A 26,087-nucleotide genomic window follows, 5' to 3' on the forward strand; every position below is an offset into this window, starting at 1 on the left:
CTCGCGGATCAGTCTCTCAGCTCGCCCCGGGGCGGGCTCGCCGGGGATTCCCGGCCCCGGCGGAGCGCGATCCCCCTCATCCCTTGTCGAGATACTGCTCCCGCTCGCGGTCCAGCAGGGCGTCGAGCGCGAGGCGCAGCCCGGGCGAGCGCTCCAGGGCGGGGTCCTCGCGGACGACCCGGGCGGCCTCCTCGCGGGCGGCGGCGATGATCTCCTCGTCCTCGATGACGGCGAGCATCCGCAGGGAGGAGCGGACACCGGACTGGGCCTGGCCGAGCACATCGCCCTCGCGCCGCTGCTCCAGGTCGATCCGGGACAGCTCGAAGCCGTCGAGCGTGGCGGCGACCGCGCCGAGGCGGGCCCGGGCGGGGGACGCCTCCGGCATCTCCGTGACCAGCAGACAGAGCCCGGGGGCCGAGCCCCGGCCCACCCGGCCGCGGAGCTGGTGCAGCTGCGAGACGCCGAAGCGGTCGGCGTCCATGATCACCATCGCGGTGGCGTTGGGCACATTGACCCCGACCTCGATGACGGTGGTGGCGACCAGGACATCCACCTCGCCCGCGGCGAAGCGGCGCATCACCGCGTCCTTGTCGTCGGGGTGCATCCGGCCGTGGAGCACCTCGACGCGCAGCCCGGCGAGGGGTCCCCGGGTCAGCTCCCCGGCGACGTCGAGCACGGCGAGCGGGGGGCGCTTCCCCGAGCCGTCGTCGGTCTTCTTCGGCTTCTCGTCCTCGTCGTCCCCGATGCGGGGGCAGACCACATAGGCCTGGTGGCCCTTGTCCACCTCCTCACGGACCCGCTCCCAGGCGCGCGCCAGGAAGTGCGGCTTGTCCTGGGCGGGCACCACATGGCTGGCGATCGGGGAGCGCCCCGCCGGGAGCTGGTCCAGGACCGAGGTCTCCAGATCGCCGAAGACGGTCATCGCGACCGTCCTCGGGATGGGGGTGGCGGTCATCACCAGGAGGTGCGGGGGCTGCTTGCCCTTGGAGCGCAGGGCGTCGCGCTGCTCCACGCCGAAGCGGTGCTGTTCGTCGACGACGACCAGGCCCAGATCGTGGAACCGCACCTTGTCCTCGATCAGGGCATGGGTGCCGATCACGATGCCCGCCTCGCCGGTGACCAGGTCGAGCAGGGCCACGCGCCGCGCGGCGGCCCCCATCGACCCGGTGAGCAGCACCACCTTGGTGGCGTGCTCCGCGCCCCCGAGGGTGCCGCCCTCGGCCAGATCGCCCATCATCTCCACGATGGAGCGGTGGTGCTGCTGGGCGAGGACCTCGGTGGGCGCGAGCATCGCCGCCTGGCCGCCGGCGTCCACCACGGTGAGCATGGCGCGGAGGGCGACCAGGGTCTTGCCGGAGCCGACCTCGCCCTGGAGCAGCCGGTGCATGGGGTGTTCGGTGGCGAGGTCGGCGAGGATCTCCCCGGTGACCTTCCGCTGGCCCTCGGTCAGAGTGAAAGGAAGCCGGGCGTCGAAGGCGTCGAGGACACGGCCGGGGACGGGGCGGCGGGCGACGGCGGGCAGCTGGGTCTCGGCGAACCGCCGCCGGGCCAGCGCGACCTGGAGAACGAAGGCCTCGTCCCACTTCAGGCGTGCCCTGGCGTCCTCGATGTCGGCCCTGGTGTGCGGGCGGTGGACCTTGAGCAGCGCCTCGGGCAGCGGGACGAGGCCCCGGCCGTCCCGCAGCGCCGGCGGCAGCGGGTCGACGGCCTCCGGCGCCCGGGGCAGCACCGCGTCGACCGCCTTGGCGATCTTCCAGGACTCCATGCCCTTGCACGCGGGGTAGATGGGGATGAGGGCGCCGGCCCAGGAGCCGACCTCCACCGTGTCGTCCTCGCCGCCGAGTCCGGCGTACGACGGGTGGGCGAGCTGGAGCTTGCGGTTGAACACCGACACCCGGCCGGCGAACATCGCCCGGCTGCCCGGCAGCAGATCCTTCTGCGGCTTGTGGACACCCCGGCCGAAGAAGACCAGCTGGAGGCGGCCGGTGCCGTCGGTGATGGTGATCTCCAGGCGCTTGCCCCGCCCGCCGTTGAAGGTGTGCACCCGGGCGTCGGCGACCTGCGCCACCACCGTCACATCCTCGTCGAGCGGCAGCTCGGAGAGCCGGGTGAGCTGACCCCGCTCCTCGTACCGCCGGGGGTAGTGGTGGAGGAGGTCGCCGACGGTGTGGAGATCGAGCTGCTCGGCGAGGACCTTGGCGGTGGCGGGGCCGAGGGTCGTCTTCAGCGGGTCTTTCAGGGGTTCATCGAGCACGGGCACGCGAACCATTGCACACCACTCCACTGACAACCGTCGTGATCTGTGAGATTCCGCTGGTCATGGCTGTGCGACCGCGAGGCGCGGGCCCTCGTCGGGGGCCTGCCCCCGAACCCCCGCGCCTCAAACGCCGGCGAGGCTGATTTTGCCCCGACGGGCCGGGGAGTGGGGAGAGCGGGGACGCGCAGGGGGGTGCCGGGGCGTGGAACGTGATGTGTGGCGCTTTGGGGCCGCGCTGGACAAGGGCTGGAAAGCGCCGTAAATCATGAGCCCCGGTACCACCCGGAGCGCCCCCGGGCCCGCACCACGAGAGCCCACGCGCCACAGGCCCCCGCACCGGACCCCGGCCCGCGCCACGGGAGCCCCCCGCGCCCCAGGGCACCCCACCCCCTACTCCACTCCGATCAGCAGCAGCGCCGCCCCCCGGCCGCCCCGGTAGACGAGGGTGTCCACGGCCAGGTACCTGTCGCGGACGTGGTGTTCGAGGCGGGCGGGGAAGCCGGCGGCGTCCGGGAGGGTGTCGCCGAGGACCAGGGTGACCAGCTCACCCCCGGCCGCCAGCATCCGGTCCAGCACCGCCGTCGCCGTCGCGGCGAGGTCCGTCCCGATGACCGCGACATCCCCGTCCATCAGACCGAGCACATCCCCCGCCTGGCACACCCCCGCCGACGTCCACGACTGCCGCTCCGCCACCACCAGCTCCGCGTACCGCGTCGCCCCCGCCGCCGCCGTCATCGCCACCACGTCCTCGTCGAAGCGGCGCTCCGGCTCGTGCACCGCCAGCGCCGCGATGCCCTGGACGGCGGCCCGGGTGGGGATGAGGGCGACCCGCATCCCCTCCGTCCGGGCCTGCTCGGCCGCAGCTGCGGCGGTGTGCCGCAGCTCGGCGGAGTTCGGCAGCAGCACCACCTCCCGGGCGTGCGCGCGCCGGATCGCGTCGACGAGCTCCCCGCTGGCGGGCGGCTCCCCGGGCCGGGCGAGGACCGTGGTCGCGCCGGCCTCCGCGCAGACCTCGGCGAGCCCCTCCCCCGGGACGACCACGACGACCGCGCGCTGCACGGGCGCCGGAAGGGGCTCGGCGGGGTGCGCCCCGGCGAAGTGCGTGACGCGGATGCGGTGGGGCCGCCCCGCCTCCACCCCCGCCTCGACGGCCGCCCCGGCGTCGTCGGCATGGACGTGCACGTTCCACAGCCCGTCCCCGCCGACGACGACCAGCGACTCCCCCAGCGCGTCCAGCCGGGACCTCAGCACGGCCACGGCCTCGTCCGTCGCCTCCAGGAGGTAGATCACCTCGAAGGCGGGCCCCTCGGCGCCGGCGCACTCCCGCCCGACGGCGCCGGGGACCCGGACGGCGGGTGCGGGGACCCGCGCGGGCGCCTCCCCCGAGACCGCCTCGACCAGCGCCCCGAGCACGGCCAGCAGCCCCCGCCCGCCGGCGTCCACGACGCCCGCGCGCCCGAGGACGGCGAGCTGGCCGGGGGTGGCGTCCAGCGCGATCCGGGCGCCGTCGTAGGCGGCCCGGGCCGCGGCGGCGCCGCTCCCGGGGTCGCCGGCCCGCCCGGCCGCGTCCGCCGCGGCGGAGGCCACGGTCAGGATGGTGCCCTCCACCGGGTGCGCCACCGCCTCCCTGGCGAGCGCGGCGGCCCGCCGCAGCGCCCCGGCGAGGTGGTCGCCCGCGCCGATCCGCTCGGCCATCCCGCGCAGCAGTTGCGCGAGGATCGTCCCGGAGTTCCCGCGCGCCCCGATGAGCGCGCCGTGTGCCATGGCCCGCACCGCGTCGGCTGTGGCGGGCCGGGTGCTCCCGGTCTCATGGGCGGCGAAGACGGCCTCCACGGCCTGGGCGGCGGACTCGACGGTCAGATAGAGATTGGTCCCGGTGTCACCGTCCGCGATGGGATAGACATTGATCGCGTCGATCTCCTCGCGCTCCCGGCCCAGCGCGTCCAGTGCGCGCGCGCACCAGATCCGTACCGCTGCGGCGTCGAGATTCTGCGGCACCTGGTGGTCCTCCTTGAGCAGCCGGGCGGGCGGGTTCGGCCGGATCGGGGCCGTGGGCGGCGGGTCGCACCGCAGGGTAGACCCCGTCCTCGGGGCGGGGAGCGGGGAGGGGGCGGCGGCAACCATGGTAGTTTCGTACTGCGGATGCAGTCGTTGTATGCTGCTCCGGTTGCCCGATGAGAATCGGGCCATTCCCCCGGCAGGCCAACGAATCAGCTTCTGATTTCCGGCACGCCGGAATTCACTGTAAGTGCATCTGAAGTCTTTGGAGTGACCCGTGGCTGCCAACTGCGACGTCTGCGGCAAGGGGCCGGGCTTCGGCAACAACATTTCGCACTCGCACCGCCGTACGTCTCGTCGCTGGAACCCGAACATCCAGCGTGTGCGTGCAGTGGTCGGTCGGACGCCGAAGCGGCTCAACGTCTGCACCTCGTGCATCAAGGCCGGCAAGGTCTCGCGCTAAAGGTGAAGATCCCCACGCGAGTGGGGATGTTCTCGTCGTAGCGCAGCCCCTGCGGTTGCCTTGAAAGCCGGTCCACCTCGGTGGACCGGCTTTCTGCCGTACCCGGAGACCGGGACGGCCGGTCAGGTCAGGTCAGGGGCTGACGGAAGCGCCAGCCGTGGTCGACCGGCCCGATCCCCCGGCCCAGGGCGAAACCGGCGGCTATCGCCCCGGTCACGTACTCCTTCGCGGCGGTGACGGCCGCGGGCACCGTGAGCCCCTTCGCGAGCCCGGCGGCGACCGCCGAGGCGAGGGTGCAGCCCGTGCCGTGGGTGTGCCGGTTGTCGTGGCGCGGGGCCCGCAGCCAGTGCTCGTCGGTGCCGTCGCTGAGCAGGTCCACCGCGTCGCCCGGCAGATGCCCGCCCTTGATCAGCACCCAGCGCGGCCCCAGGTCGAGCATGGCGCCGGCGGCGCGGCGCAGCCCTGCCTCGTCGGTGACCTCCACCCCGGTGAGCTGGGTCACCTCGTCCAGGTTGGGGGTGGCGAGGGTCGCGGTCGGCAGCAGTTTCCGGCGTACGGAGGCGAGTGCGGAGGCGGCCAGCAGCGAGTCGCCGTGCTTGGAGACGCCCACGGGGTCGACCACGACGGGCGCGTCGGTGTCCGCGAGCAGTTCCGCGACGGTCTCCACGAGGGGGGCCGACGCCAGCATCCCCGTCTTCACGGCCTGGACGCCGATGTCGTCCACGACGCTGCGGTACTGGGCGCGCACCGCTTCCTCGGGCAGTTCCCAGTAGCCCTGGACGCCGAGGGAGTTCTGCGCGGTGACGGCGGCGATCACGCTCATGCCGTGCGTACCGAGCGCGAGCATGGTCTTGAGGTCGGCCTGGACTCCGGCGCCGCCGCCGGAGTCCGATCCGGCGACGGTGAGTACGAGAGGCAGTTTCACGATCATCCCTCCGAGGGGCCGAAGTGGTCCCAGCCGCCCTTGCTGTGCCAGGGCGCGCCGTCGACAGTGACCTGGGGCAGCGCGGAGGGGTGGAGCACCTCTCCGATGACCTTCCAGCGGGCGGGCAGTTTGGCGTCGCGGGGGAAGGTGGCGACGATGGCGTGGTCCTCTCCCCCGGTCAGCACCCACTGGAGCGGGTCGACGCCGACGGCCTGGCCGATGTCGTACATCTGGCTGGGAATGTCGATGGTTCCCGAGCGCAGATCGATCCGGACCTTGCTGGCCTCGGCGATATGGCCGAGATCGGCGATGAGTCCGTCGCTGATGTCGCACATGGCGGTGGCGCCGAGCCCGGCCGCCGCGGGGCCCGCGTGGTAGGGCGGCTCGGGGCGGCGGTGGGCCTCGACGAAGGCGCGCGGGGAGCGGAATCCCCGGGAGAGCACGGCGTGCCCGGCGGCGGACCAGCCGAGCCAGCCGGTGTAGGCGACGACATCGCCGGGCTGTGCGCCGTCCCGGGTGACGGGGTCGTGGTTGCGCAGATCGCCGAGGGCGGTGATGGCGAGGGTGATCAGTTCGCCGCGCACCACATCGCCGCCGACCACGGCCGCGCCGGCGACCTGGCACTCGTCGCGGATGCCGTCCATGAGTTCGGTGGCCCAGGTGACGGGGAGTTCGGCGGGGACGACGAGGCCGAGGAGGAGCGCGGTGGGGACGGCGCCCATGGCCGCGATGTCGGCGAGGTTCTGGGCGGCGGCCTTGCGGCCGACGTCGTACGCCGTGGACCAGTCGCGCCGGAAGTGCCGGCCCTCCAGGAGGATGTCCGTGCTCGCCACGACCCTGCGGTCGGGCGCGGACACGACCGCGGCGTCGTCGCCGGGTCCGATCCGGACCGCGGGGGTGGAGGTGAGACGGGAGGTCAGCTCTCTGATGAGCCCGAACTCCCCCAACTCGCCCACAGTGCCCTTCACCCGAGTCTCACCTCTCCGTCGTCCCGCCGGGCCGCCGCCCGGCCGGGAACCGCCCACCGGACCGGAGTCCGGCGAAGAACCGCCCACCGGGCCACCGCCCGGCGAAGAACCGCACGCCGGACCGGAGCCCGGCCGGAAACCGCCTGCCGGACCGGAATCCGGCGAAGAACCGCACGCCAGGACGGTGCCCGGCCGGAATCCGCCCGCCGGGGTGCCACCCGGCGCACACCCTCGGACCACACACCGGCGCCGCCCGGCGCGCGGGTCTCCCCGTGGCGCGCGGCGACGCGATACCGTGGCGTCCCTTTCTCTCCCCCCGGGCTCTCCCCACCGACGGTAGGGGAGTCGATCCCCGGGCCGCCCTGGAGGTTCCGTGGTACAGGCGTACATCCTGATTCAGACCGAGGTGGGCAAGGCGTCGACCGTCGCCGAGACCATCGGAAAGATTCCGGGAGTGATCCAGGCCGAGGACGTGACCGGCCCTTATGACGTCATTGTGCGTGCCCAGGCCGATACGGTCGACGCCCTGGGCCGGCTGGTGGTGGCCAAAGTGCAGCAGGTGGAGGGCATCACCCGCACTCTCACCTGCCCGGTCGTCCACCTGTAGCCCCCGTCCGCACCGGGCCGGTGACATCCCCGGCCGTTCCCCGTTCCGTTCGGCCGGGGCGACGCCGCGATCGTACTGCGCCGCGGTGTCCCCCGGCCGGTGAAGCCGGACGCCGCGCCCCGCCGCCCCGGCGCGCGCCGTCGCCTCAGCGCAGTCCGGTGGAGCGGCGCAGGGCGGCCCGGATCAGCAGGTCCACCAGCTCCGGGTAGCCGACTCCGGTCTCCTGCCACATCCGCGGGTACATGGAGATCGGGGTGAAGCCGGGCATGGTGTTGATCTCGTTGATGACGAACTCGCCGCTCTCCGTGAGGAAGAAATCGGCGCGCACGAGCCCCTCGCAGGAGGCGGCGTCGAAGGCGGCGACGGCGAGCCGGCGCACCTCGGCGGTCTGCTCCTCGGTGAGGGGGGCGGGCACGATCCCGGACGCCGAGTCGATGTACTTGGCCTCGAAGTCGTAGAACTCGTGGGACCGCACCGGCGGGATCTCGGCGGGGACGCTGGCGCGCGGGCCGTCCTCGAACTCCAGCACTCCGCACTCGATCTCCCGGCCGCGCAGCAGCGCCTCGACGAGGATCTTGGGGTCGTGGCGCTGGGCCTCCTCGATCGCGGCGTCGAGGCCGGAGAGGTCGTCCACCTTGGTGATGCCGATGGAGGAGCCGGCGCGGGCGGGCTTCACGAACAGCGGCCAGCCGTGGTCGCCCGCGAAATCGATGATCTTCTTGCGGGCGGCGGACGGGTCCAGCTCCCACTCGCGGGGGCGGATGACCGCGTACGGACCGACGGGCAGGCCGAAGGAGGTGAAGACCCGCTTCATGTACTCCTTGTCCTGGCCGACGGCCGAGGCGAGCACCCCGGAGCCGACATAGGGCACTCCGGCCAGCTCCAGCAGTCCCTGGAGGGTTCCGTCCTCGCCATAGGGTCCGTGCAGCACCGGGAAGACGACATCGACCTCGCCGAGGGCCTTGGGCACCGCGCCGGGCTCGCTGTAGACGACCTCACGGGTGCCGGGCTCGACGGAGAGCACCACACTGCCCTCGGCGGACTCGACGAGCTGCTCGACGTTGGGGGTGCGGCGGTCGGCGATCGTCATCCGGTCCGGGGCGTCGGCGGTGAGCGCCCAGCGGCCGTCCGTCGTGATGCCGATCGGCAGGACGTCGTACTGGGAGCGGTCGATGGCCCGCAGCACGGCTCCCGCGGTGACCGTGGAGATCCCGTGTTCGGAGCTGCGTCCGCCGAAGACGACGGCCACACGCGGCTTGCGGAGCGGCTGCCCGGGGCTCGACGGCTCGGGGCTCTGGGGGAGGTTCTCGGTGCTCATATCGCCATGAGACTACCGTGCAGCGGCCGTGTCCCAGCAGTGCCGTCCACGGTCCGGCGGCGCCGTGGCGGAAGGCCGGCGCCGCCGCCGGGGGCCGGGTGGCGCCGCCGCCGGGGGCCGGGTGGCGCCGCCGCCGGGGGCCGGGTGGCGCCGGGGGCGCGGCCGGGGAGCTGCGGCGGCGCGGCCGGGGGTCAGCGGCGCTCGGGCTTGGCGCTGCGGGACATCAGCTCCTTGAGCGCGACCACCGGCGGCTTGCCCTCGTGGACGATGTCGACGACCGTCTCCGTGATGGGCATGTCGACGCCGTGCCGGCGGGCCAGATCGAGCACCGACTCGCAGGACTTGACGCCCTCGGCGGTCTGCCGGGTGGCCGCGATGGTCTCCTGGAGGGTCATGCCCCGGCCGAGGTTGGTGCCGAAGGTGTGGTTGCGGGAGAGCGGGGACGAACAGGTCGCCACGAGGTCGCCGAGGCCGGCGAGGCCGGAGAAGGTCAGCGGGTCGGCGCCCATCGCGAGGCCGAGCCGGGTGGTCTCGGCGAGGCCGCGGGTGATGAGGGACCCCTTGGCGTTGTCGCCGAGGCCCATGCCGTCCGCGATGCCCACCGCGAGGCCGATGACGTTCTTGACCGCGCCGCCCAGTTCGCAGCCGATGACATCGGTGTTGGTGTAGGGGCGGAAGTAGGGGGTGTGGCAGAAGGACTGGAGCCGCTGGGCGACCGCCTCGTCCCGGCAGGCGACGACGGCGGCGGCGGGCCGGCGCTGGGCGATCTCCTTGGCGAGGTTGGGCCCGGTGACGACGGCGACCCGCTCGGCGGGCACGCCCGCGACCTCCTGGACGACCTCGCTCATCCGCTTGGCGCTGCCGAGTTCGATGCCCTTCATCAGGGAGACCAGCACGGTCTCCGGGGGGAGCAGCGGCGCCCAGGCGGCGAGATTGGCGCGCAGGGTCTGCGAGGGGACGGCGAGCACGGTGAAGTCCGCGCCGTCGAGCGCCTCGGCGGGGTCGGTGGTGGCCCGCAGGGAGGGCGGCAGCTCGATCCCCGGGAGATAGTCGGGGTTGGTGCGGGTGGTGTTGACGGCCTCCGCCAGTTCGGCGCGGCGACCCCAGAGGGTCACCTCGCAGCCCGCGTCCGCGAGCACCATGCCGAAGGCCGTTCCCCATGAGCCGGTTCCGAAGACGGCCGCCTTGGCGCGGTGTGTCACTGTGTTCCTTCCCCTGCGGCCTTGCGCCGCTGTTCTTCCCGTGCGGTGCGGTGGTCGTACGGCTCGGCCGGGGCCTTCTCGCGGCGTACGTCCTCCAGCAGCGCGGTGATCTCGGCCATGATGACCTCGGTCGCCTCGCGCAGCACCTCGGGGGTTGGCTCCTGATCGTAGAACCGGCTCAGATCGACGGGCGGTCCGGCCTGCACGATCAGGGTCCGGCGGGGGAAGAGCCGCACTCTCCGCTCCTTGGCGTACGGCGGCATCACCAGGTTGGCGCCCCACTGGGCGACCGGGACGACGGGCACCCGGGTCTGGAGGGCGATCCGGGCGGCGCCGGTCTTGCCCGCCATGGGCCACAGATCGGGGTCGCGGGTGATGGTGCCCTCCGGGTAGAAGGCGACGCATTCGCCCCGCTGGATGGCTCCGACGGCGGCGCGATAGGCGTCCAGGGCGTCGGTGGTCTCGCGGTAGACGGGGATCTGCCGGGTACCCCGGAGCATCATCCCCACGAAGGGGGTGCGGAAGAGCGCGGCCTTGGCCAGAAAGCGCGGCACCCGTCCGCTGTTGTACTGGAAGTGCGCATACGAAAGGGGGTCGAGATACGAGTTGTGATTGACCACGGTGATGAATCCGCCGTCGGCCGGAATGTGTTCCATTCCCCGCCAGTCCCGCTTGAACAGAACCACCAGCGGCGGTTTTGCGATGACCGCCGCCAGGCGGTACCAGAAGCCGATTCTGCGGCGGGACACTCGGACACCCTTCTTCTTCGATCCGGGCCTTTGCCCGGATGCCGGGGCACAAGTGTGGCCCCGGGCCCCTGGTCTGTCGAGCACACGGTACGCCCCGGATCACCGGACCGGACCTCCTCCTGTTCGCGGGTCCGGGCGACAATGGGGCCCGATGCGCATGGACGGAGAGCTCGTCACGGACACCGACCCGCCGGCCCACTGGTCCCTGGTGGTCCCGCTGAAACCCCTCGTACTGGCCAAGAGCCGACTCGCCCCGGCGGCGGACGACCTGCTGCGGCCCCGTCTCGCGCTCGCCTTCGCCCTGGACACGGTGGCGGCGGTGCTGGCCAGCCCCGCCGTGCGGGATGTGGCAGTTGTCACGGACGATCACGTGGCCGGGACGGAGCTGGCCGCGCTCGGGGCGCGGATCGTGCCGGACAGCCCGGCGGCGGGGCTCAACGCGGCACTCGCGCACGGCGCCCGGGCGGTGCGCCGGGCCCGTCCGGGCGCGGCGGTGGCCGCGCTCAACGCCGATCTGCCCGCACTGCGCCCGCTCGAATTGGCACGGGTGCTCACCTGCGCGGCCGGATTTCCCCGGGCATTTCTGACGGATGCGGCCGGTGTCGGCACGACTCTGCTCTCGGCGGTGGGGGGTGTGGAATTGGCCCCGGCATTCGGAGGTCTCTCACGGCGGCGCCATTCGGTGTCGGGCGCCCGGGAAATCCTGCTCGCCGGTGTGGATTCGGTGCGCCAGGACGTGGACACCGCGGCCGATCTGGCGGCGGCGCTGTCCCTGGGCGTCGGCCGGTACACGGCCCGCCGGCTGGAGACGGGCGCTCCCGAGCCCTGGCCCGCCGATGCCCGGGGGCCGGGGCATTAGGGTGGCGCTCATGCAGGCGACCTCTTACACATACGACCCCGAAACCCGCAGCGGGAGCGTGCTGCTCGACGACGGGACGCCGGTGGAATTCGACGCCGCCGCCTTTGACGCGGGGGCGCTGCGGCTGCTCCGGCCCGGCCAGCGGGTCCGTATCGAGACCGAGGGCGAGGGCGCGGACCGCCGGATCACCCTGGTGACGCTCCAGACGCTCTGACGGCCTCTCCGGGCCCTTCGCGACCACGGGCCCTCCCGGAGGGCCGCAGGGGCGATTTCCGGCCACTGAGAGCCAGGGGAGAGCACCGGGGCGGGCCCTGTGCGCCCGCCCCGCCCGCACCGCCGGGGCGGCGGTGCGCCGGACACGCCGCGGGCCGGGCTCCCCGAGGGGAGCCCGGCCCGGCGCGTCAGTGGCCCGGTGGGCCGGTGCCGCTTACCTCTTCCTGGCGGTCGCGCTCTTCTTGGCGGCGGTCTTGCGCGCCGTGGCCTTCTTCGCGGGCGCCTTCTTCGCGGTGGCCTTCTTGGCCGGCGCGGTCTTCTTGGCGACGGCGGCCTTCTTCGCGGGCGCGGCCTTCTTGGCCGGGGCCGCCTTCTTCGCGGCGACCGTCTTCTTGGCCGTGGTGGCCTTCTTGGCCACGGTCTTCTTCGCGGGCGCGGCCTTCTTCGCCACGGTCGCCTTCTTCGCGGCGACCGTCTTCTTGGCCGTGGTGGCCTTCTTGGCGGTGGCCTTCTTGGCCGCGGCCTTGGTGGTCGTCCGGGTGGAAGCACCGCCCGAGAGGCTGCCCTTGGGCGCCTTCTTGACCGAGACCTCGCCACCGCGCGGGAGCTTCTTCGAGCCGCTGACCAGGTCCTTGAACCCCTGGCCCGCGCGGAAGCGCGGCACCGAGGTCTTCTTGACCCGGACCCGCTCACCCGTCTGCGGGTTGCGGGCGTAGCGGGCGGGCCGGTCGACCTTCTCGAACGAGCCGAAGCCGGTGACCGAGACACGGTCTCCGGCGACAACCGCGCGGACGATCGCGTCAAGCACCGCGTCGACAGCGTCCGCGGCCTGCTGACGGCCGCCGAGCTTGTCGGCAATGGCTTCTACGAGCTGCGCCTTGTTCACGTCTTCCCCTTCGGAGACATTGCCTGAGCGAATGCGCCCAGGCTTTTTCGCACGTTAGGCAGATATATACCGCAAATCAAACACGAAACGGTCTAATCACCCTAGTGCCGCAACGAACTCGACTGCGAAGTCGTCGCTCGCGGGAGTTCGGGTGTCAGTCGCCCTCAGGGAATCGGCCCTCGTCGAGGTCCTTCATCAAGCGGTCCAGACGCCTTGCGGCATCCGGGAGATCGTGCTTCGCCGCGGCCGTGATGACCAGCAGCTTCCGGGTCAGCGCCTTCCTTACGCTCTCCGGGACTTGCAGTGTGCGCACAGCGGTGTGCGCTTCCTTCAATCGGGCCGCGACAGCCGCGTAGAGCTTGAGTTGGCTGTCGCGTTCCATGCACCGATTGTGCCATCTGGGGCGAGTTGTCGCCCGGCAGGGTCTCAACAGACGACTGTGCCCCCCACCGGGCGGTGGGGGGCACAGTCGGGGAAAAGCGCTGATCAGACCTGAATCGTGCGTGGTTTGAAGGCGGGCCGGGAGGCTTCGTAAGCCGCGATGTCCGTTTCGTTCTGAAGGGTGAGGCTGATGTCGTCCAGCCCGTTCAGCAGCCGCCAGCGGGCGTTCTCGTCCAGCTCGAAGCTCTCGGTGATGCCCTCGGCGCGGACCTGGCGGGCCTCCAGGTCCACGGTCACCTCGGCGGTGGGATCGGCCTCGGTCAGCGCCCAGATCCGGTCCACCGCCTCCTGCGGCAGAACGACGGTCAGCAGACCGTTCTTCAGCGAGTTGCCCCGGAAGATGTCGGCGAACCGGGAGGAGATGACGGTCTTGAAGCCGAAGTTCTGGAGCGCCCAGACGGCGTGCTCACGCGAGGAGCCGGTGCCGAAGTCGGGCCCCGCGACCAGGACCGTGGCGCCCGCGTGCTCGGCCCGGTTGAGCACGAAGGACGGGTCCTTGCGCCAGGCCTCGAAGAGCCCGTCCTCGAAGCCGTCCCGGGTGACCTTCTTCAGCCAGTGGGCGGGGATGATCTGGTCGGTGTCGACATTGCTGCGGCGCAGCGGGACGGCCCGGCCGGTGTGTGCGGTGAATGCTTCCATGGCTGATCAGACTCCAGCGGGCGTACGGGCGGCGTCGTCGGACAGGTCGGCCGGGCAGGCGAGGTGGCCCAGCACCGCGGTGGCCGCGGCGACCTGGGGCGAGACCAGATGGGTCCGCCCGCCCTTGCCCTGCCGCCCCTCGAAGTTGCGGTTGGAGGTGGAGGCGGAGCGCTCACCGGGCGCCAGCTGGTCGGGGTTCATCCCCAGACACATCGAGCAGCCCGCGTGCCGCCACTCGGCGCCGGAGGCCGTGAAGACCTTGTCCAGCCCCTCCGCGACGGCCTGGAGGGCGACCCGGACGGAGCCGGGGACGACCAGCATCCGTACCCCGTCGGCGACTTTGCGGCCGTCCAGGACCGAGGCCGCCGAGCGCAGGTCCTCGATACGGCCGTTGGTGCAGGAGCCTACGAAGACGGTGTCCACCTTGATGTCCCGCAGCTGCTGGCCGGCGGTCAACCCCATGTACTCCAGGGCCTTTTCGGCGGCGAGCCGCTCCGAAGCGTCCTCGTACGAAGCGGGGTCGGGGACGCTGGCGGAGAGCGGCGCGCCCTGCCCCGGGTTGGTGCCCCAGGTGACGAACGGGGCGAGCGCGGTGGCGTCGATGAGCACCTCGGCGTCGAAGACCGCGTCGTCGTCCGTCCGCAGGGTCCTCCAGTAGGCGACCGCCGCGTCCCAGTCCTCGCCCTGCGGGGCGTGGTCCCGGCCGCGCAGATACTCGAAGGTGGTCTCATCGGGAGCGATCATGCCCGCGCGGGCACCGGCCTCGATGGACATGTTGCAGATGGTCATCCGTGCCTCCATCGAGAGCTTCTCGATGGCCGGGCCCCGGTACTCCAGCACATAGCCCTGGCCGCCACCCGTGCCGATCCTGGCGATGATGGCCAGGATCAGGTCCTTGGCGGTGACGCCGTCGGGCAGCTCGCCCTCCACGGTGATCGCCATGGTCCTGGGGCGGGCCATCGGGAGCGTCTGGGTGGCGAGCACATGCTCGACCTGCGAGGTGCCGATGCCGAAGGCCAGCGCGCCGAAGGCGCCGTGGGTGGAGGTGTGCGAGTCACCGCAGACCACCGTGGTGCCGGGCTGGGTCAGTCCCAGCTGGGGTCCCACCACGTGGACAACGCCCTGCTCGACATCGCCCAGCGGGTGCAGCCGCACCCCGAACTCGGCGCAGTTCCTGCGCAGGGTCTCCAACTGCACCCGGGAGACCGGGTCCGCGATGGGCTTGTCGATGTCGATGGTGGGGGTGTTGTGGTCCTCGGTGGCGATGGTGAGATCGCGGCGGCGGACCGTGCGGCCGTTCTGCCGGAGACCGTCGAAGGCCTGGGGGCTGGTCACCTCGTGCAGCAGGTGCAGATCGATGAAGAGGAGATCGGGCTCGCCCTCGGCGCGCCGGACGACATGGTCGTCCCAGACCTTCTCCGCGAGTGTCCTACCCATCGCTTTCCCTCCGGCCGGCCGCTCTGCCGGCGCTACTAGACACCTGTCGCGAGCCCTGGATCGCGGGGCCGCCTCTACAGACTGGCGGGTTCCGGGAAAATGTGAACTTGCGTTTCACAGTGTGAGACGCAAGTATCGTTGCATGGACAACTCTAGCGGCGTCGGCGTTCTCGACAAGGCGGCTCTGGTTCTGAGTGCACTGGAGTCCGGTCCGGCCACCCTCGCCGGGCTGGTCGCGGCCACCGGGCTGGCCCGGCCCACGGCGCACCGCCTCGCGGTGGCACTGGAACACCACCGCATGGTGGCGAGGGACATGCAGGGCCGGTTCATCCTGGGCCCGCGGCTGGCCGAGCTGGCCGCGGCGGCCGGCGAGGACCGGCTGCTGGCCACGGCGGGCCCGGTCCTCACCCATCTGCGCGATGTGACCGGCGAGAGCGCGCAGCTCTACCGGCGCCAGGGGGACATGCGGATCTGTGTGGCCGCCGCCGAGCGGCTCTCGGGCCTGCGGGACACGGTGCCGGTCGGCTCCACGCTCACCATGAAGGCGGGCTCGTCCGCGCAGATCCTGATGGCCTGGGAGGAGCCGGAGCGGCTGCACCGGGGGCTCCAGGGCGCGCGCTTCACGGCCACGGCGCTCTCGGGCGTACGGCGCAGGGGGTGGGCGCAGTCGATCGGCGAGCGCGAGCCCGGTGTCGCCTCGGTCTCCGCGCCGGTGCGCGGGCCCTCCAACCGGGTGGTGGCCGCCGTCTCGGTCTCCGGGCCGGTGGAGCGGCTGACCCGTCACCCGGGCCGGATGCACGCCCAGGCGGTCATCGACTCCGCCGCCCGGCTGAGCGAGGCGCTGCGCCGCACCGGCTGACGCCCGGGGCGCAACCCGCCCGGGCCGCGCCCGAGTTGACCGAGCCGCAACTCGGGCGCGCCCATGGGGAGTTCCCCGCACGGCCCCGGGTCCGGCGGGCCCGCGCACACGGAGTCCTGGAGTCCGCGCATACGAGGAAGCCCTCCGCGCCGCGCGCGGAGGGCTTCCTCTGACGTACCCCCGACCGGATTCGAACCGGCGCTACCGCCTTGAGAGGGCGGCGTGCTAGGCCGCTACACAACGGGGGCAAGACTGTGATCGTGAGATCTGCTGGGCTACCAGGACTCGAACCTAGACTAAATGAACCAGAATCACTCGTGCTGCCAATTACACCATAGCCCATGGTGGTTTAGACCAGTACCCCCGACCGGATTCGAACCGGCGCTACCGCCTTGAGAGGGCGGCGTGCTAGGCCGCTACACAACGGGGGCCCTAGCGATCCCACCCGACCGGAGCCGGGCTGTGTCACTGCGCGATCACCGGGAGCGACCCTGGTGATCAGCAGGATGGATCTGTACCCCCGACCGGATTCGAACCGGCGCTACTGCCTTGAGAGGGCAGCGTGCTAGGCCGCTACACAACGGGGGCTTTGCAGATAAAGCTCTGCGAGCTGGCCTACCAGGACTCGAACCTAGACTAACTGAACCAGAATCAGTCGTGCTGCCAATTACACCATAGGCCACCAAAACGCAACCCCCGACAGGGGGCTTGTTTGGCTTGCGCTTTCCGGTCCGGCTCCTGGCCTTCCCGGGCGGCGCAGAAAGAACATTACCCGAAGGTGGACGGCGCTCCAAAACGGGTATCGCCCCGCAACAGAGCGGGGAGCTGGTCCAGACCGGTGATCCGGATCAGCTCGGGGCGCCCGCCCACGCCGGTGCGGTCGAGCCAGACGCCGGCGAGCCCCGCCTCGACGGCGCCGCGCGCGTCGATGTCCGGCTCGTCACCCACGTACAGAACCTCGGCGGGCGGCAGCTCCAGGGCCTCGCACGCGCGGTGGAACGCCTCGGCCGACGGCTTGGCGACGCCCAGCTCCGGGGCGCAGAGCACCACCTCGAAACGGTCGTGGACGCCGAGGGCCCGGAGCTTGGGGTCCTGGACCCGGATCGAGGCGTTGGAGAGGACGGCGTGGCGGTACTCCCCCGCCAGCGCGTCCAGGACGGGCAGGGCGTCCGGGAAGAGGGACCAGGCGGCCTCGTAGTGGACGAGATAGCGGTCGTACCAGCCGTCGGCGTCCGCGTCGCTCAGTGTCCGGCCGGTGAAACTGCGGACGCGGTCCCGGCGCTGGCCCTCGAAGGAGGTCTCCCCGGCGGCGAAGCGCGCCCAGTGGAGTGCCGTGACCTCCCGCCAGTGATCGAGGGCCTGGCCGGCGGAGGTGAATCCGCCGGCCAGGCCCTCGGCCCGGAGATGGTGGGACATGCCCGCACGGTCGGCCGTGCGGTAGTCGAAGATGGTGTCGTCCACGTCCCACAGGACCGCGCGTATCGGCATGATCCAAAGGTAGCGGGGCGCGGGCCCCGCCGCCGGGGTTTCACCCCTGGGCGAGCCTGGCCAGCGCGGCGTCGATCCGCTGGAGGGTCTTCTCCTCGCCGAGGATCTCCAGCGACTCGAAGAGCGGCAGACCGACCGTGCGGCCGGTGACCGCGACCCGGACCGGGGCCTGGGCCTTGCCCAGCTTGAGGCCGTGGGCCTCACCCGCCGCGAGGACCGCCTCCTTGAGGGAGTCGGCGCTCGCCCAGTCGGCCGCCGCGAGCTTCTCGCGGGCGGTGGCCAGCAGCGCGGCCGAGCCCTCCTTCATCGCCTTCGCCCAGGACGCCTCGTCCTCGACGGGGGCGTCCAGGAAGAGGAAGTCGACATTGGCGGTGATGTCGGAGAGGACGGTGAGCCGGGTCTGCGCGTACGGCGCGATGGCCTCCCAGGCCTCCCGGTCGAACCGCTCCGGCGCCCAGTTCGCGAACGGGGCCTCCAGCCAGGGGGCGCAGGCCTCGGTGAAGGACTTCACATCGAGGCGGCGGATGTGGTCGGCGTTGATCGCCTCGGCCTTCTTGAGGTCGAAGCGGGCCGGGTTGGCGTTGACGTCCTTGATGTCGAACGTCTCGACCAGCTCGGCGACCGAGAACACGTCCTGGTCGGCGGAGAAGGACCAGCCGAGCAGCGAGAGGTAGTTCAGCAGCCCCTCGGGGAGGAAGCCGCGCTCGCGGTAGAGGTTCAGCGACGCCTGCGGGTCGCGCTTGGAGAGCTTCTTGTTCCCCTCCCCCATGACGTACGGAAGGTGCCCGAAGGCGGGGATCTCCCGGGCGACACCCAGCTCGATCAGCGCCTTGTAGAGCGCGATCTGGCGCGGGGTGGAGGAGAGCAGGTCCTCGCCGCGGAGCACATGGGTGATCTCCATGAGCGCGTCGTCGACGGGGTTGACCAGGGTGTAGAGCGGGGCGCCGTTGGCCCGGACGATGCCGTAGTCCGGCACGTTCTCCGGGGTGAAGGTCAGCTCGCCGCGGACCAGGTCGGTGAAGGTGATCGCCTCGTCGGGCATCCGGAAGCGGACGATGGCCGGGCGGCCCTCCGCCCGGTAGGCGGCGATCCGCTCCTCGGTCAGCTCACGGCAGTGGCCGTCGTAGCCGGAGGGGCGGCCGGCGGCGCGGGCGGCGTCACGGCGGGCCTCCAGCTCCTCGGCGGAGCAGTAGCAGTGGTACGCGTACCCGCCGTCGAGCAGCTTCGCCGCGACGTCCCGGTAGATGTCCATGCGCTGCGACTGGCGGTAGGGGGCGTGCGGGCCGCCGGTCTCGGGGCCCTCGTCCCAGTCCAGACCGAGCCAGCGCATCGAGTCGAGCAGCTGGCGGTAGGACTCCTCGGAGTCGCGCGCCGCGTCGGTGTCCTCGATGCGGAAGACCATGGTGCCGCCGTTGTGCCGGGCGAAGGCCCAGTTGAAGAGGGCGGTGCGGACCAGACCCACATGGGGGTTGCCGGTCGGCGAGGGACAGAAACGTACGCGGACGTTCGCGTTAGCCACGCTTGATCACCTTGTTGGTGAGAGTGCCGATGCCTTGGATGGTGACGGCGACCTCGTCGCCGACGGTGAGGGGGCCGACTCCGGCGGGGGTGCCCGTGAGGATCACGTCGCCCGGGAGCAGGGTCATCGCCTCGGTGATGTTGACGATCAGGTCCTCGATGGAGTTGATCATCTGGCTGGTGCTGCCGAGCTGGCGCTGCTCGCCGTTGACCGTGCACTGGATGGCGAGGTCGGACGGGTCCAGCTCCGTCTCCACCCAGGGGCCGAGCGGGCAGGAGGTGTCGAAGCCCTTGGCGCGGGCCCACTGCTTCTCGCGGAGCTGTACATCGCGGGCGGTGACGTCGTTCGCGCAGGTGTAGCCGAGGATGACGTCCTTGACGCGCTCGCGCGGGACCTCGCGGCACATCCGGCCGATGACCACGGCCAGCTCGGCCTCGTGGTGCAGCTCCTGGGAGAAGGAGGGGTACGCGATGGCGTCGCCCGGGCCGATGACCGAGGTGGACGGCTTGAAGAAGGCGAACGGCTCGGCGGGGACCTCGTGCCCCAGCTCCGCCGCGTGCTCCGCGTAGTTGCGGCCGAAGGCCACGACCTTGTTGGGGAGCACGGGCGGCAGCAGCCGTACCTTGCTCAGCGGAACCTTCGTGCCCGAGAGTTCGAAGTCCGCGAACGGGATGCCCTTGATGATGTCGAGGACGAGTCCGTCGGGACCGTCGCCCTCGACCGCGCCGAAGGCGACATTGCCGTCGATGGAGAACCTGGCGATGCGCACGGGATGCGGGTGCCCCTCTACTACTGCTGACGCTGCTGGAGTCTGACGCTCCAGGCTAACGCGGCCGGGGCTCCCGCCTCGCGCCGACGGGCCCCGGGGGCGCCGGGGCCGGGGCGGGCGGGGTGCCGGGCGGGGCGGGCGCGGTCCGCAAGGGGACGCGGGGGCGGCGTCAGGAGGCGGGGGCGTCCATCAGGATGGTGCGGCGGGGGTTGGCCGTCTGGGTGGGAAGATCGAGCGGGTGCTCCGCCGGCTCCGGCGTCCGCAGCTGTCCGGCGTCCTCGAGGTGCGCGAGCGTGGTGCGACGGGGGTTGGCTATGTTGCGGAACATCAGCGTCTTCATCGGGTTTCGTCCGGCCTTAGGGAGAGGCCGCTCGGCAAGCGGCGGTTGACAGAATGACGTGCGTGTAAAGCGTCAGGCTAAACATGCGATTCCCCGCGAAAGCATGGAGAGACCATGGTGATGGTGTGAGTTTCCTCACGAGTTGCCCGGCATTTCGGTCATTACGGGCCGTCCCCTGACCACCAAGAATCGGACATTGAAGGCTGAAGCCGCCATTCCGCACCCGATCATGGCGACTGGGGCACCCTTCACCCCTCACGAAATCAATGGGAAATGTCCACTTCCTCCCTGAACCCTTTCTACACCTGGTGACTCGTCGCTCACGGCGTGTCACCCAGGTCACAGCACGGTACGCGGCCCTTGTTGGAGATCCGGCACTGTGCTGGAATTCCACGCACCGCCGCGGTTTCAGGCCGGCGCGCAAGGGCGCAACACAGCGCCGAGCGGCGGCGGGAAAGGGGGGAAGCGCCGGTCACTCACGACCACCACCGGGGCGCATCCGCGCCTCACCGACGCCGACACCGTCCCGCCGTGCCACGGGGGACGCCTGGTCAAGAGGTTGCGACGCTAGTGCAGGGACGTTTCAAGAGGGATGGCAGCGCTGCGGCGGAACAGGAGCCGCGCGGCGGGACCGACCGCGGCTCCTCGCCCCAGCACACCCAGAACCAGGGACCGGCGGTGCCGCCGGGCGAGGGCGGCGACCGCTCCGCACGCTCCGGCACGGCTCCGCTCCCCGGAGCCCAGCGGCCCGGCGCGGCGCCCCCCGCGGGCCCCGGCGGCCCGGCGGGTCCGGGAGGCTCCGGCCCCGGCGGCGGCTCCGGCACGCCCGGCTCCGGCCCCGGCGCGTCCACCGGCCCGGCCGCTGACGGGCCCAAGAGCCCGCCGAAGGCCAAGGGCCCCACGGACACCGGCTCCCGGATGGCGCTCCGCAACTGGCGCATCAGCACCCGGCTCATCTCCCTGCTGACCCTGCCCGTCGTCGCGGCGACGACCCTGGGCGGTCTGCGGATCAACGAGTCCCTGGACCGGATGCAGCAGCTGGACCACATGCAGCTGCTCACCGACATGACCCAGGAGGCGACCAAGCTCGCCGTCGCGCTCCAGGCGGAGCGGGACCTCACCGCCGGTCCGCTGGCCAACAAGGTCAAAGAGACCGACTTCAAGATCACTGACCCGCGTCAGACCACCAACCGGGCCCGGGACAGCTTCCTGGAGACCACCCGGCAGATCACGTACTCGAACGAGGACGACTCGCTGGAGTCGATCCACGCCAACGCGAGCCAGATCGCCAAGGAAGTCAGCAACCTGGCGAGCATCCGCAAGACCGCGTACGACTCCAGCCTGCCGAACATGCTGACGGTGGAGAGCTACCACCGGCTGATCGAATCCCTGCTGAGCCTCTCCCAGGACATGGCCCAGGCGACCAGCAACCCGGACATGATCAAGCGCACCCGCGCGCTGGCGGCGTTCTCCTCCGCCAAGGAGTACGCCTCGATGCAGCGCGCGATCATCGCCGCCGCGCTGCCCGGCGGAGCCGGCGCCAAGGGCCCCGGCCTGGAGGAGAACGACCGCCAGTACGGCCGGGCCGCGCTCAAGAACGGCGAGGACGAGCTCAAGCGCTTCGAGCGGATCTACAACTCGTCGGGCGGCGACGCCCGGGACCTGACCGAGCCGCTGGACGTCGGCAACTCGACCATCGCCGCGGCCGAGGACTACGCCCAGCGCGTCTTCGAGACCTCCGACGGTCTGAGCACCCGCAAGAAGCGGTCCCACCTCGACTGGACCGACGACTACGGCACGCGCATCAACGCGATGAAGCAGATCGAGTCGACGCTGCTCGGCGAGATGGAGGCCAAGGCCCGCCAGCTGCGCGAGGAGTCCCGGCAGGAAGCCATCATCAACGGTGCGCTGATCCTCGTCGTCCTCGGTGTCTCGCTCGTCGGCGCCTTCGTCGTCGCCCGCTCCATGATCCGCTCGCTGCGGCGGCTCCAGGACACGGCGACCAAGGTCGCCCAGGACCGGCTGCCCGAGCTGGTCAAGCAGCTCTCCGAGTCGGACCCGCAGGACGTCGACACCTCCGTCGAGTCGGTCGGTGTGCACTCCCGGGACGAGATCGGCAAGGTGGCCGCGGCCTTCGACGACGTGCACCGCGAGGCGGTCCGCCTCGCCGCCGAGCAGGCGCTGCTGCGGGGCAACGTCAACGCGATGTTCACCAACCTCTCCCGGCGCTCCCAGGGCCTCATCCAGCGCCAGCTCTCGCTCATCTCCGAGCTGGAGTCCCGCGAGGCCGACCCGGACCAGCTCTCCTCGCTCTTCAAGCTGGACCACCTCGCGACCCGTATGCGCCGGAACGGCGAGAACCTCCTCGTCCTCGCCGGTGAGGAGCCGGGGCGGCGCTGGACGCGCCCCGTCCCGCTGGTCGACGTGCTGCGTGCCGCCGCGTCCGAGGTGGAGCAGTACGAGCGGATCGAACTGGCCGCCGTGCCCGCGACCGAGGTCGCCGGCCGGGTCGTCAACGACCTGGTGCACCTCCTCGCCGAGCTGCTGGAGAACGCCACCTCCTTCTCGTCGCCGCAGACCAAGGTCCGGGTCACCGGCCACGCCCTGCCCGACGGGCGGGTGCTGGTCGAGATCCACGACACCGGCATCGGCCTCTCCCCCGAGGACCTCGCCGCGATCAACGAGCGGCTGGCGTCGCCGCCCACCGTGGATGTCTCGGTCTCCCGCCGCATGGGTCTGTTCGTGGTCGGCCGGCTGTCCCTGCGGCACGGCATCCGCATCCAGCTCCGTCCCTCCGACTCCGGCGGTACGACCGCGCTGGTCATGCTGCCCGTCGATGTGGCCCAGGGGAACAAGAAGCCCGGCGGGCCCGGCGCGGGCGTCCCGGGCGGTGTGCCGCAGGGCGTCTCCGGTCCCGGCGGCCCCGGCGCCCGTCCCGGCGCGGTGCCCGGTGGTTCCCGTCCCGGCGGCCCCGGTCTCCCGGGCGGTCCCGGCGCGGGTGCCCCATCGGGCGGTCTGCTCGGCACGGGCAGTGGTCCGCGCGGCCAGGTCGGCGCGGGCGCGGGACAGCGCGCCGCGCTCCCGAGCCGCGACGGCGGCCCGGGTCAGGCACCCGGCCAGGGCCGGCAGGGCGGCGGTCTCGCCGGTGCCTTCGGCAACCGGGGTGCGCAGAGCGCCCCGGGCCGCGGTGAGTCCCCGGCGGGCAACGGGCCGCAGGGCCCGGGCGACCGGGGCCGCCAGGACGGCGGCCGTCAGCTGCCCGCTCCCGCCTCCGCCGCCGGCGGCGGGCGTCCCGAGCTGCCCGGCTCCCCGCAGCGTCCGGGGACCACCAGTTGGGGCAGTGAGCAGCAGCCCCCGCGCCGTCAGGGACACGACGACACCCCGCGCGGCCACGAGGACTCCGACACCGCGCGGGGACCCGCCGCGACGGCGGAGTTCGGCAGGCCGGACTTCGGCAAGCAGCAGCAGAGCGGCGGACCGGCCACCGAGCCGTTCCCGCGCCCCGACTTCAACGCGCCGCCGCCGCAGCGGCAGGGCGGCGGACAGGGCGGACAGTTCGTCCGCCCGGATGTCTTCGGTCCTCCCTCCCCCGCCGCGCCGGGAGCGGGAGCGCCGGGCGGGCCCGCGGGTCAGTTCGCGCCGCCGCGCGGCGACGCGCCGCAGGGCCGTGACGGGGTCCGGGGTCCGGGCCGCGACCAGGACCGGAGCCAGGGGCAGGGGCAGGGCTACGCCCGGCCCGAGCCGGCTCTGCCGCGCCAGCCCGGTGCCGAGCACCAGGACCCGCAGACGACGGGGCAGTTCGCCCGGCCGGACTTCCACGACCCCAACAGCGGCCAGTACGCCCGCCCCGAGGACCCGGCAGCCACCGGACAGTACACCCGGCCCGACTTCCAGGACCCCAACAGCGGCCAGTACGCCCGCCCCGAGGACCCGGCGACCACCGGCCAGTACGCCCGGCCCGACTTCCAGGACCCCAACAGCGGCCAGTACGCCCGCCCCGAGGACCCGGCAGCCACCGGACAGTACGCCCGGCCCGACTTCCACGACCCCAACAGCGGCCAGTACGCCCGCCCCGAGCACCAGGACCCGGCAGCCACCGGCCAGTACGCCCGGCCCGACTTCCAGGACCCCAACAGCGGCCAGTACGCCCGCCCCGAGGACCCGGCGACCACCGGTCAGTACGCCCGGCCCGACTTCCACGACCCGAACAGCGGCCAGTACGCCCGCCCCGAGCACCAGGACCCGGCAGCCACCGGCCAGTACGCCCGGCCGGACTTCCAGGACCCCAACAGCGGCCAGTACGCCCGCCCCGAGCACCAGGACCCCGCGGCCACCGGCCAGTACCCCCGTACCGACCTGGGCGCTCCCCAGCCGCCCGCGCCCGGGCAGGCGCCCGCGCCGCGCGGGTACGAGGGCCGGGAGAGCACCGACACGGGCGCCCACCGCGCCCTGCCGGCGCAGCCGCAGCACGAGGCGCTGCCGCCCGCCGGGCCCGGCGACGGCCGTACCCCGCTCTTCGACACCCTGGAGACGGACTGGTTCCGCACCCAGGGCCGGGGCAGGCCCGCGCACCCCGGCGAGCAGGGCCGGCCGGCCCCGGGCGCCCCGCAGGGGCAGCCGTCCCGGCCGGGCCTTCCGGAAGCACCGCCGCGGCCGGAGGCCGGCGACCGTCCGGCCGACGGCCCGGACCGGCCCCTGCCCCAGCGCACCCCCGCCGACCAGCAGGGTCAGAGCGGGCAGGACGCGGAGGGCACCAACGGCGGCGGCTGGCGCGCCTCCCCCAACGACGAACTGGTACGGCAGGCCGAGCGCATCCGGAAGCCCGCCGCCGGTGGCGTCACGACCTCCGGTCTCCCCCGTCGCGTCCCGCGTGCCAATCTGGTCGCGGGCACGGCGCAGGAGCAGAGCACCCAGAGCGGTCCGCAGGTCTCGCGTGCGCCCGACGATGTGCGTGGCCGACTCACCAATCTCCGCCGAGGCATTCAGCAGGGTCGTCAGCAGAACACGACGCCCGGCGGTTTCGACCTCGGTCCCTCTCACCCGCAGGAGCGTTAGTTGAGCCCGATGAGCCAGGCGGCGCAGAATCTGAACTGGTTGATCACCAACTTCGTGGACAACACCCCCGGGGTGTCCCACACGGTGGTGGTCTCCGCCGACGGACTCCTGCTCGCCATGTCCGAAGGATTCCCACGCGACCGGGCCGATCAGCTCGCGGCCGTCGCCTCCGGTCTGACCTCGCTGACCGCGGGGGCGTCAAGGATCTTCGAAGGCGGTCCGGTGAGCCAGACCGTGGTCGAGATGGAGCGCGGCTTCCTCTTCCTGATGTCCGTCTCCGACGGCTCGTCGCTGGCCGTGCTGGCGCACCCCGAGTGCGACATCGGCCTGGTGGGATACGAGATGGCCCTGCTGGTGGACCGCGCGGGCGGGGTGCTCACCCCGGATCTGCGCGCGGAGCTCCAGGGGAGTCTGCTGCATTGATCCGTCACCGGTTACACCCTCGTCCGTACTCGTTCCGATAGCGCGCCCTCGCGCCGTCACCGTCAGGTCGCCCAACCGGACCCCCACCGGCCCGCTCAGACGGCTCGCCGACCACTTGCTGTCCCGCCCGGAGGATTCATGACCCCGCCAACCGCCTCTCACGATCCGTACGGTGTCCAAACCGACTACGGTTACGAGGGCGACCAGCCGCTGGTGCGTCCGTATGCCATGACCGGCGGACGGACCCGGCCGCGCTATCAGCTCGCCATCGAGGCGCTGGTCAGCACGACGGCCGATCCCGCGCTCCTCGCCGGGCTGCTCCCCGAGCACCAGCGGATCTGCCATCTCTGCCGTGAGGTCAAGTCGGTGGCCGAGGTGTCGGCGCTGCTGTCCATGCCGCTCGGCGTCGCCCGGATTCTCGTCGCCGACCTGGCGGAGGCGGGCATGGTGGCGATCCACCAGCCGGGCAACGGAGACGCCGGCGGTACGCCGGATGTGACACTGCTCGAAAGGGTGCTCAGTGGACTTCGCAAGCTCTAGCGGCGGGACCGCCCCGAGATCGACCACCAGCGCGAAGATCGTGGTGGCGGGCGGATTCGGCGTGGGCAAGACCACGTTCGTCGGCGCCGTCTCGGAGATCAACCCGCTGCGTACCGAAGCCGTCATGACGTC

At 72.3% G+C, this 26,087-nt stretch carries 23 protein-coding genes, 5 tRNA genes and 1 pseudogene; 9 read left to right on the forward strand and 20 right to left on the reverse strand.

Features of this window, described 5'->3' with window-relative positions:
• Positions 1-76: 76 nt before the first annotated feature.
• On the reverse strand, positions 77-2,269 hold the full coding sequence (gene recG / locus ABT122_RS06870) for an ATP-dependent DNA helicase RecG (RefSeq protein WP_351546471.1): 2,193 nt from the start codon (positions 2,267-2,269) through the stop codon (positions 77-79).
• 378 nt (positions 2,270-2,647) lie between these two features.
• On the reverse strand, positions 2,648-4,255 hold the full coding sequence (locus ABT122_RS06875; RefSeq protein WP_502976109.1) for a DAK2 domain-containing protein: 1,608 nt from the start codon (positions 4,253-4,255) through the stop codon (positions 2,648-2,650).
• A 277-nt stretch (positions 4,256-4,532) separates the two neighbouring features.
• On the opposite strand from ABT122_RS06875, the gene rpmB reads away from it, so the two are divergent.
• Positions 4,533-4,718 (forward strand): 50S ribosomal protein L28, encoded by a 186-nt coding sequence (gene rpmB, locus ABT122_RS06880; RefSeq protein ID WP_003957616.1) that lies wholly within the window; start codon positions 4,533-4,535, stop codon positions 4,716-4,718.
• A gap of 127 nt (positions 4,719-4,845) precedes the next feature.
• Here rpmB and thiD read toward each other — a convergent pair whose 3' ends face one another.
• Both thiD and ABT122_RS06890 read right to left on the reverse strand, forming a co-directional pair.
• Positions 4,846-5,649, reverse strand: a complete 804-nt coding sequence (thiD, locus tag ABT122_RS06885) for a bifunctional hydroxymethylpyrimidine kinase/phosphomethylpyrimidine kinase (RefSeq protein WP_351546477.1) — start codon at positions 5,647-5,649, stop codon at positions 4,846-4,848.
• Complete coding sequence (locus ABT122_RS06890; protein ID WP_351546480.1) at positions 5,646-6,611, reverse strand: thiamine-phosphate kinase; 966 nt, start codon at positions 6,609-6,611, stop codon at positions 5,646-5,648. Before ABT122_RS06890 ends, thiD begins: the two co-directional genes overlap by 4 nt.
• 373 nt (positions 6,612-6,984) lie before the next feature.
• On the opposite strand from ABT122_RS06890, the gene ABT122_RS06895 reads away from it, so the two are divergent.
• A complete protein-coding gene (locus tag ABT122_RS06895; protein WP_351546483.1) occupies positions 6,985-7,218 on the forward strand; it encodes an Lrp/AsnC family transcriptional regulator in 234 nt (77 codons plus the stop codon).
• A gap of 145 nt (positions 7,219-7,363) precedes the next feature.
• On the opposite strand, the gene ABT122_RS06900 is transcribed toward ABT122_RS06895, so the two are convergent.
• From ABT122_RS06900 to ABT122_RS06910, 3 genes are all read right to left on the reverse strand, one after another.
• Complete coding sequence (locus tag ABT122_RS06900; RefSeq protein ID WP_351546486.1) at positions 7,364-8,536, reverse strand: D-alanine--D-alanine ligase family protein; 1,173 nt, start codon at positions 8,534-8,536, stop codon at positions 7,364-7,366.
• 191 nt (positions 8,537-8,727) lie between these two features.
• Positions 8,728-9,738: an NAD(P)H-dependent glycerol-3-phosphate dehydrogenase gene (locus ABT122_RS06905; RefSeq protein WP_351546489.1), complete on the reverse strand. Its 1,011-nt coding sequence runs from the start codon at positions 9,736-9,738 to the stop codon at positions 8,728-8,730.
• Positions 9,735-10,487, reverse strand: a complete 753-nt coding sequence (locus ABT122_RS06910) for a lysophospholipid acyltransferase family protein (RefSeq protein ID WP_351546492.1) — start codon at positions 10,485-10,487, stop codon at positions 9,735-9,737. The genes ABT122_RS06905 and ABT122_RS06910 overlap by 4 nt, the downstream gene beginning before the upstream one ends.
• Before the next feature lie 151 nt (positions 10,488-10,638).
• Here ABT122_RS06910 and cofC point away from each other — a divergent pair, with 151 nt between their 5' ends.
• A complete protein-coding gene (cofC, locus tag ABT122_RS06915; RefSeq protein ID WP_351546495.1) occupies positions 10,639-11,346 on the forward strand; it encodes a 2-phospho-L-lactate guanylyltransferase in 708 nt (235 codons plus the stop codon).
• 10 nt (positions 11,347-11,356) lie between these two features.
• Complete coding sequence (locus ABT122_RS06920; protein WP_351546498.1) at positions 11,357-11,560, forward strand: hypothetical protein; 204 nt, start codon at positions 11,357-11,359, stop codon at positions 11,558-11,560.
• 213 nt (positions 11,561-11,773) lie between these two features.
• Here ABT122_RS06920 and ABT122_RS06925 read toward each other — a convergent pair whose 3' ends face one another.
• The 4 genes from ABT122_RS06925 to leuC form a co-directional block, all read right to left on the reverse strand.
• On the reverse strand, positions 11,774-12,445 hold the full coding sequence (locus tag ABT122_RS06925) for an HU family DNA-binding protein (RefSeq protein WP_351546501.1): 672 nt from the start codon (positions 12,443-12,445) through the stop codon (positions 11,774-11,776).
• A 154-nt stretch (positions 12,446-12,599) separates the two neighbouring features.
• Entirely contained in the window at positions 12,600-12,827 is a 228-nt protein-coding gene (locus ABT122_RS06930; RefSeq protein ID WP_351546504.1) for an SCO5555 family protein, read from the reverse strand.
• Between the two features lie 104 nt (positions 12,828-12,931).
• The gene (gene leuD, locus ABT122_RS06935; protein WP_351546507.1) at positions 12,932-13,525 is read right to left on the reverse strand and encodes a 3-isopropylmalate dehydratase small subunit; all 594 of its coding nucleotides are present in this window, start codon (positions 13,523-13,525) and stop codon (positions 12,932-12,934) included.
• A gap of 6 nt (positions 13,526-13,531) precedes the next feature.
• Positions 13,532-14,962 (reverse strand): 3-isopropylmalate dehydratase large subunit, encoded by a 1,431-nt coding sequence (gene leuC / locus ABT122_RS06940; RefSeq protein WP_351546510.1) that lies wholly within the window; start codon positions 14,960-14,962, stop codon positions 13,532-13,534.
• A 142-nt stretch (positions 14,963-15,104) separates the two neighbouring features.
• Here leuC and ndgR point away from each other — a divergent pair, with 142 nt between their 5' ends.
• Positions 15,105-15,821, forward strand: coding sequence for an IclR family transcriptional regulator NdgR (gene ndgR, locus ABT122_RS06945; protein WP_351546513.1), 717 nt, complete (start codon positions 15,105-15,107; stop codon positions 15,819-15,821).
• 175 nt (positions 15,822-15,996) lie between these two features.
• Here ndgR and ABT122_RS06950 read toward each other — a convergent pair.
• From ABT122_RS06950 to ABT122_RS06990, 9 genes are all read right to left on the reverse strand, one after another.
• A tRNA-Glu gene (locus ABT122_RS06950) sits at positions 15,997-16,069 on the reverse strand.
• A gap of 22 nt (positions 16,070-16,091) precedes the next feature.
• A tRNA-Gln gene (locus tag ABT122_RS06955) sits at positions 16,092-16,163 on the reverse strand.
• Between the two features lie 16 nt (positions 16,164-16,179).
• Positions 16,180-16,252: transfer RNA gene (locus ABT122_RS06960), tRNA-Glu, on the reverse strand.
• A gap of 84 nt (positions 16,253-16,336) precedes the next feature.
• Positions 16,337-16,409 (reverse strand) — tRNA-Glu (locus ABT122_RS06965).
• A 22-nt stretch (positions 16,410-16,431) separates the two neighbouring features.
• Positions 16,432-16,503 (reverse strand) — tRNA-Gln (locus tag ABT122_RS06970).
• 86 nt (positions 16,504-16,589) lie between these two features.
• On the reverse strand, positions 16,590-17,309 hold the full coding sequence (locus ABT122_RS06975) for an HAD family hydrolase (protein ID WP_351546516.1): 720 nt from the start codon (positions 17,307-17,309) through the stop codon (positions 16,590-16,592).
• Between the two features lie 40 nt (positions 17,310-17,349).
• The gene (gene gltX / locus ABT122_RS06980) at positions 17,350-18,828 is read right to left on the reverse strand and encodes a glutamate--tRNA ligase (RefSeq protein WP_351546520.1); all 1,479 of its coding nucleotides are present in this window, start codon (positions 18,826-18,828) and stop codon (positions 17,350-17,352) included.
• Positions 18,821-19,597, reverse strand: coding sequence for a fumarylacetoacetate hydrolase family protein (locus tag ABT122_RS06985; protein ID WP_351546523.1), 777 nt, complete (start codon positions 19,595-19,597; stop codon positions 18,821-18,823). Before ABT122_RS06985 ends, gltX begins: the two co-directional genes overlap by 8 nt.
• A gap of 169 nt (positions 19,598-19,766) precedes the next feature.
• Positions 19,767-19,925: a hypothetical protein gene (locus tag ABT122_RS06990; RefSeq protein ID WP_351546554.1), complete on the reverse strand. Its 159-nt coding sequence runs from the start codon at positions 19,923-19,925 to the stop codon at positions 19,767-19,769.
• 582 nt (positions 19,926-20,507) lie between these two features.
• On the opposite strand from ABT122_RS06990, the gene ABT122_RS06995 reads away from it, so the two are divergent.
• The 4 genes and pseudogenes from ABT122_RS06995 to ABT122_RS07010 form a co-directional block, all read left to right on the forward strand.
• Positions 20,508-24,992: a sensor histidine kinase gene (locus ABT122_RS06995; protein WP_351546526.1), complete on the forward strand. Its 4,485-nt coding sequence runs from the start codon at positions 20,508-20,510 to the stop codon at positions 24,990-24,992.
• A 9-nt stretch (positions 24,993-25,001) separates the two neighbouring features.
• Positions 25,002-25,415: a roadblock/LC7 domain-containing protein gene (locus ABT122_RS07000; RefSeq protein WP_190125275.1), complete on the forward strand. Its 414-nt coding sequence runs from the start codon at positions 25,002-25,004 to the stop codon at positions 25,413-25,415.
• A gap of 138 nt (positions 25,416-25,553) precedes the next feature.
• Positions 25,554-25,955 carry a DUF742 domain-containing protein gene (locus ABT122_RS07005; protein WP_351546529.1) on the forward strand — a complete coding sequence of 134 codons (402 nt, stop codon included), beginning with the start codon at positions 25,554-25,556 and terminating at the stop codon, positions 25,953-25,955.
• Positions 25,936-26,087, forward strand: a pseudogene (locus ABT122_RS07010) (ATP-binding protein); the annotation flags it as partial. The gene ABT122_RS07005 and the pseudogene ABT122_RS07010, both read left to right, overlap by 20 nt.

It is taken from the genome of Streptomyces sp. NPDC001985 (genome assembly GCF_040296845.1).
Taxonomy (GTDB): Bacteria; Actinomycetota; Actinomycetes; order Streptomycetales; family Streptomycetaceae; genus Streptomyces.

Bases quoted from the DNA above. Each gene is read 5' to 3' on its own strand.
- recG (WP_351546471.1), bottom strand. From the start codon at position 2,269: ATGGTTCGCGTGCCCGTGCTCGATGAACCCCTGAAAGACCCGCTGAAG.
- thiD (WP_351546477.1), bottom strand. From the start codon at position 5,649: ATGATCGTGAAACTGCCTCTCGTACTCACCGTCGCCGGATCGGACTCC.
- ABT122_RS06900 (WP_351546486.1), bottom strand. From the start codon at position 8,536: ATGAGCACCGAGAACCTCCCCCAGAGCCCCGAGCCGTCGAGCCCCGGG.
- cofC (WP_351546495.1), top strand. From the start codon at position 10,639: ATGCGCATGGACGGAGAGCTCGTCACGGACACCGACCCGCCGGCCCAC.
- ABT122_RS06920 (WP_351546498.1), top strand. From the start codon at position 11,357: ATGCAGGCGACCTCTTACACATACGACCCCGAAACCCGCAGCGGGAGC.
- ABT122_RS06930 (WP_351546504.1), bottom strand. From the start codon at position 12,827: ATGGAACGCGACAGCCAACTCAAGCTCTACGCGGCTGTCGCGGCCCGA.
- leuD (WP_351546507.1), bottom strand. From the start codon at position 13,525: ATGGAAGCATTCACCGCACACACCGGCCGGGCCGTCCCGCTGCGCCGC.
- leuC (WP_351546510.1), bottom strand. From the start codon at position 14,962: ATGGGTAGGACACTCGCGGAGAAGGTCTGGGACGACCATGTCGTCCGG.
- ndgR (WP_351546513.1), top strand. From the start codon at position 15,105: ATGGACAACTCTAGCGGCGTCGGCGTTCTCGACAAGGCGGCTCTGGTT.
- ABT122_RS06975 (WP_351546516.1), bottom strand. From the start codon at position 17,309: ATGCCGATACGCGCGGTCCTGTGGGACGTGGACGACACCATCTTCGAC.
- ABT122_RS06990 (WP_351546554.1), bottom strand. From the start codon at position 19,925: ATGTTCCGCAACATAGCCAACCCCCGTCGCACCACGCTCGCGCACCTC.
- ABT122_RS07000 (WP_190125275.1), top strand. From the start codon at position 25,002: ATGAGCCAGGCGGCGCAGAATCTGAACTGGTTGATCACCAACTTCGTG.
- ABT122_RS07005 (WP_351546529.1), top strand. From the start codon at position 25,554: ATGACCCCGCCAACCGCCTCTCACGATCCGTACGGTGTCCAAACCGAC.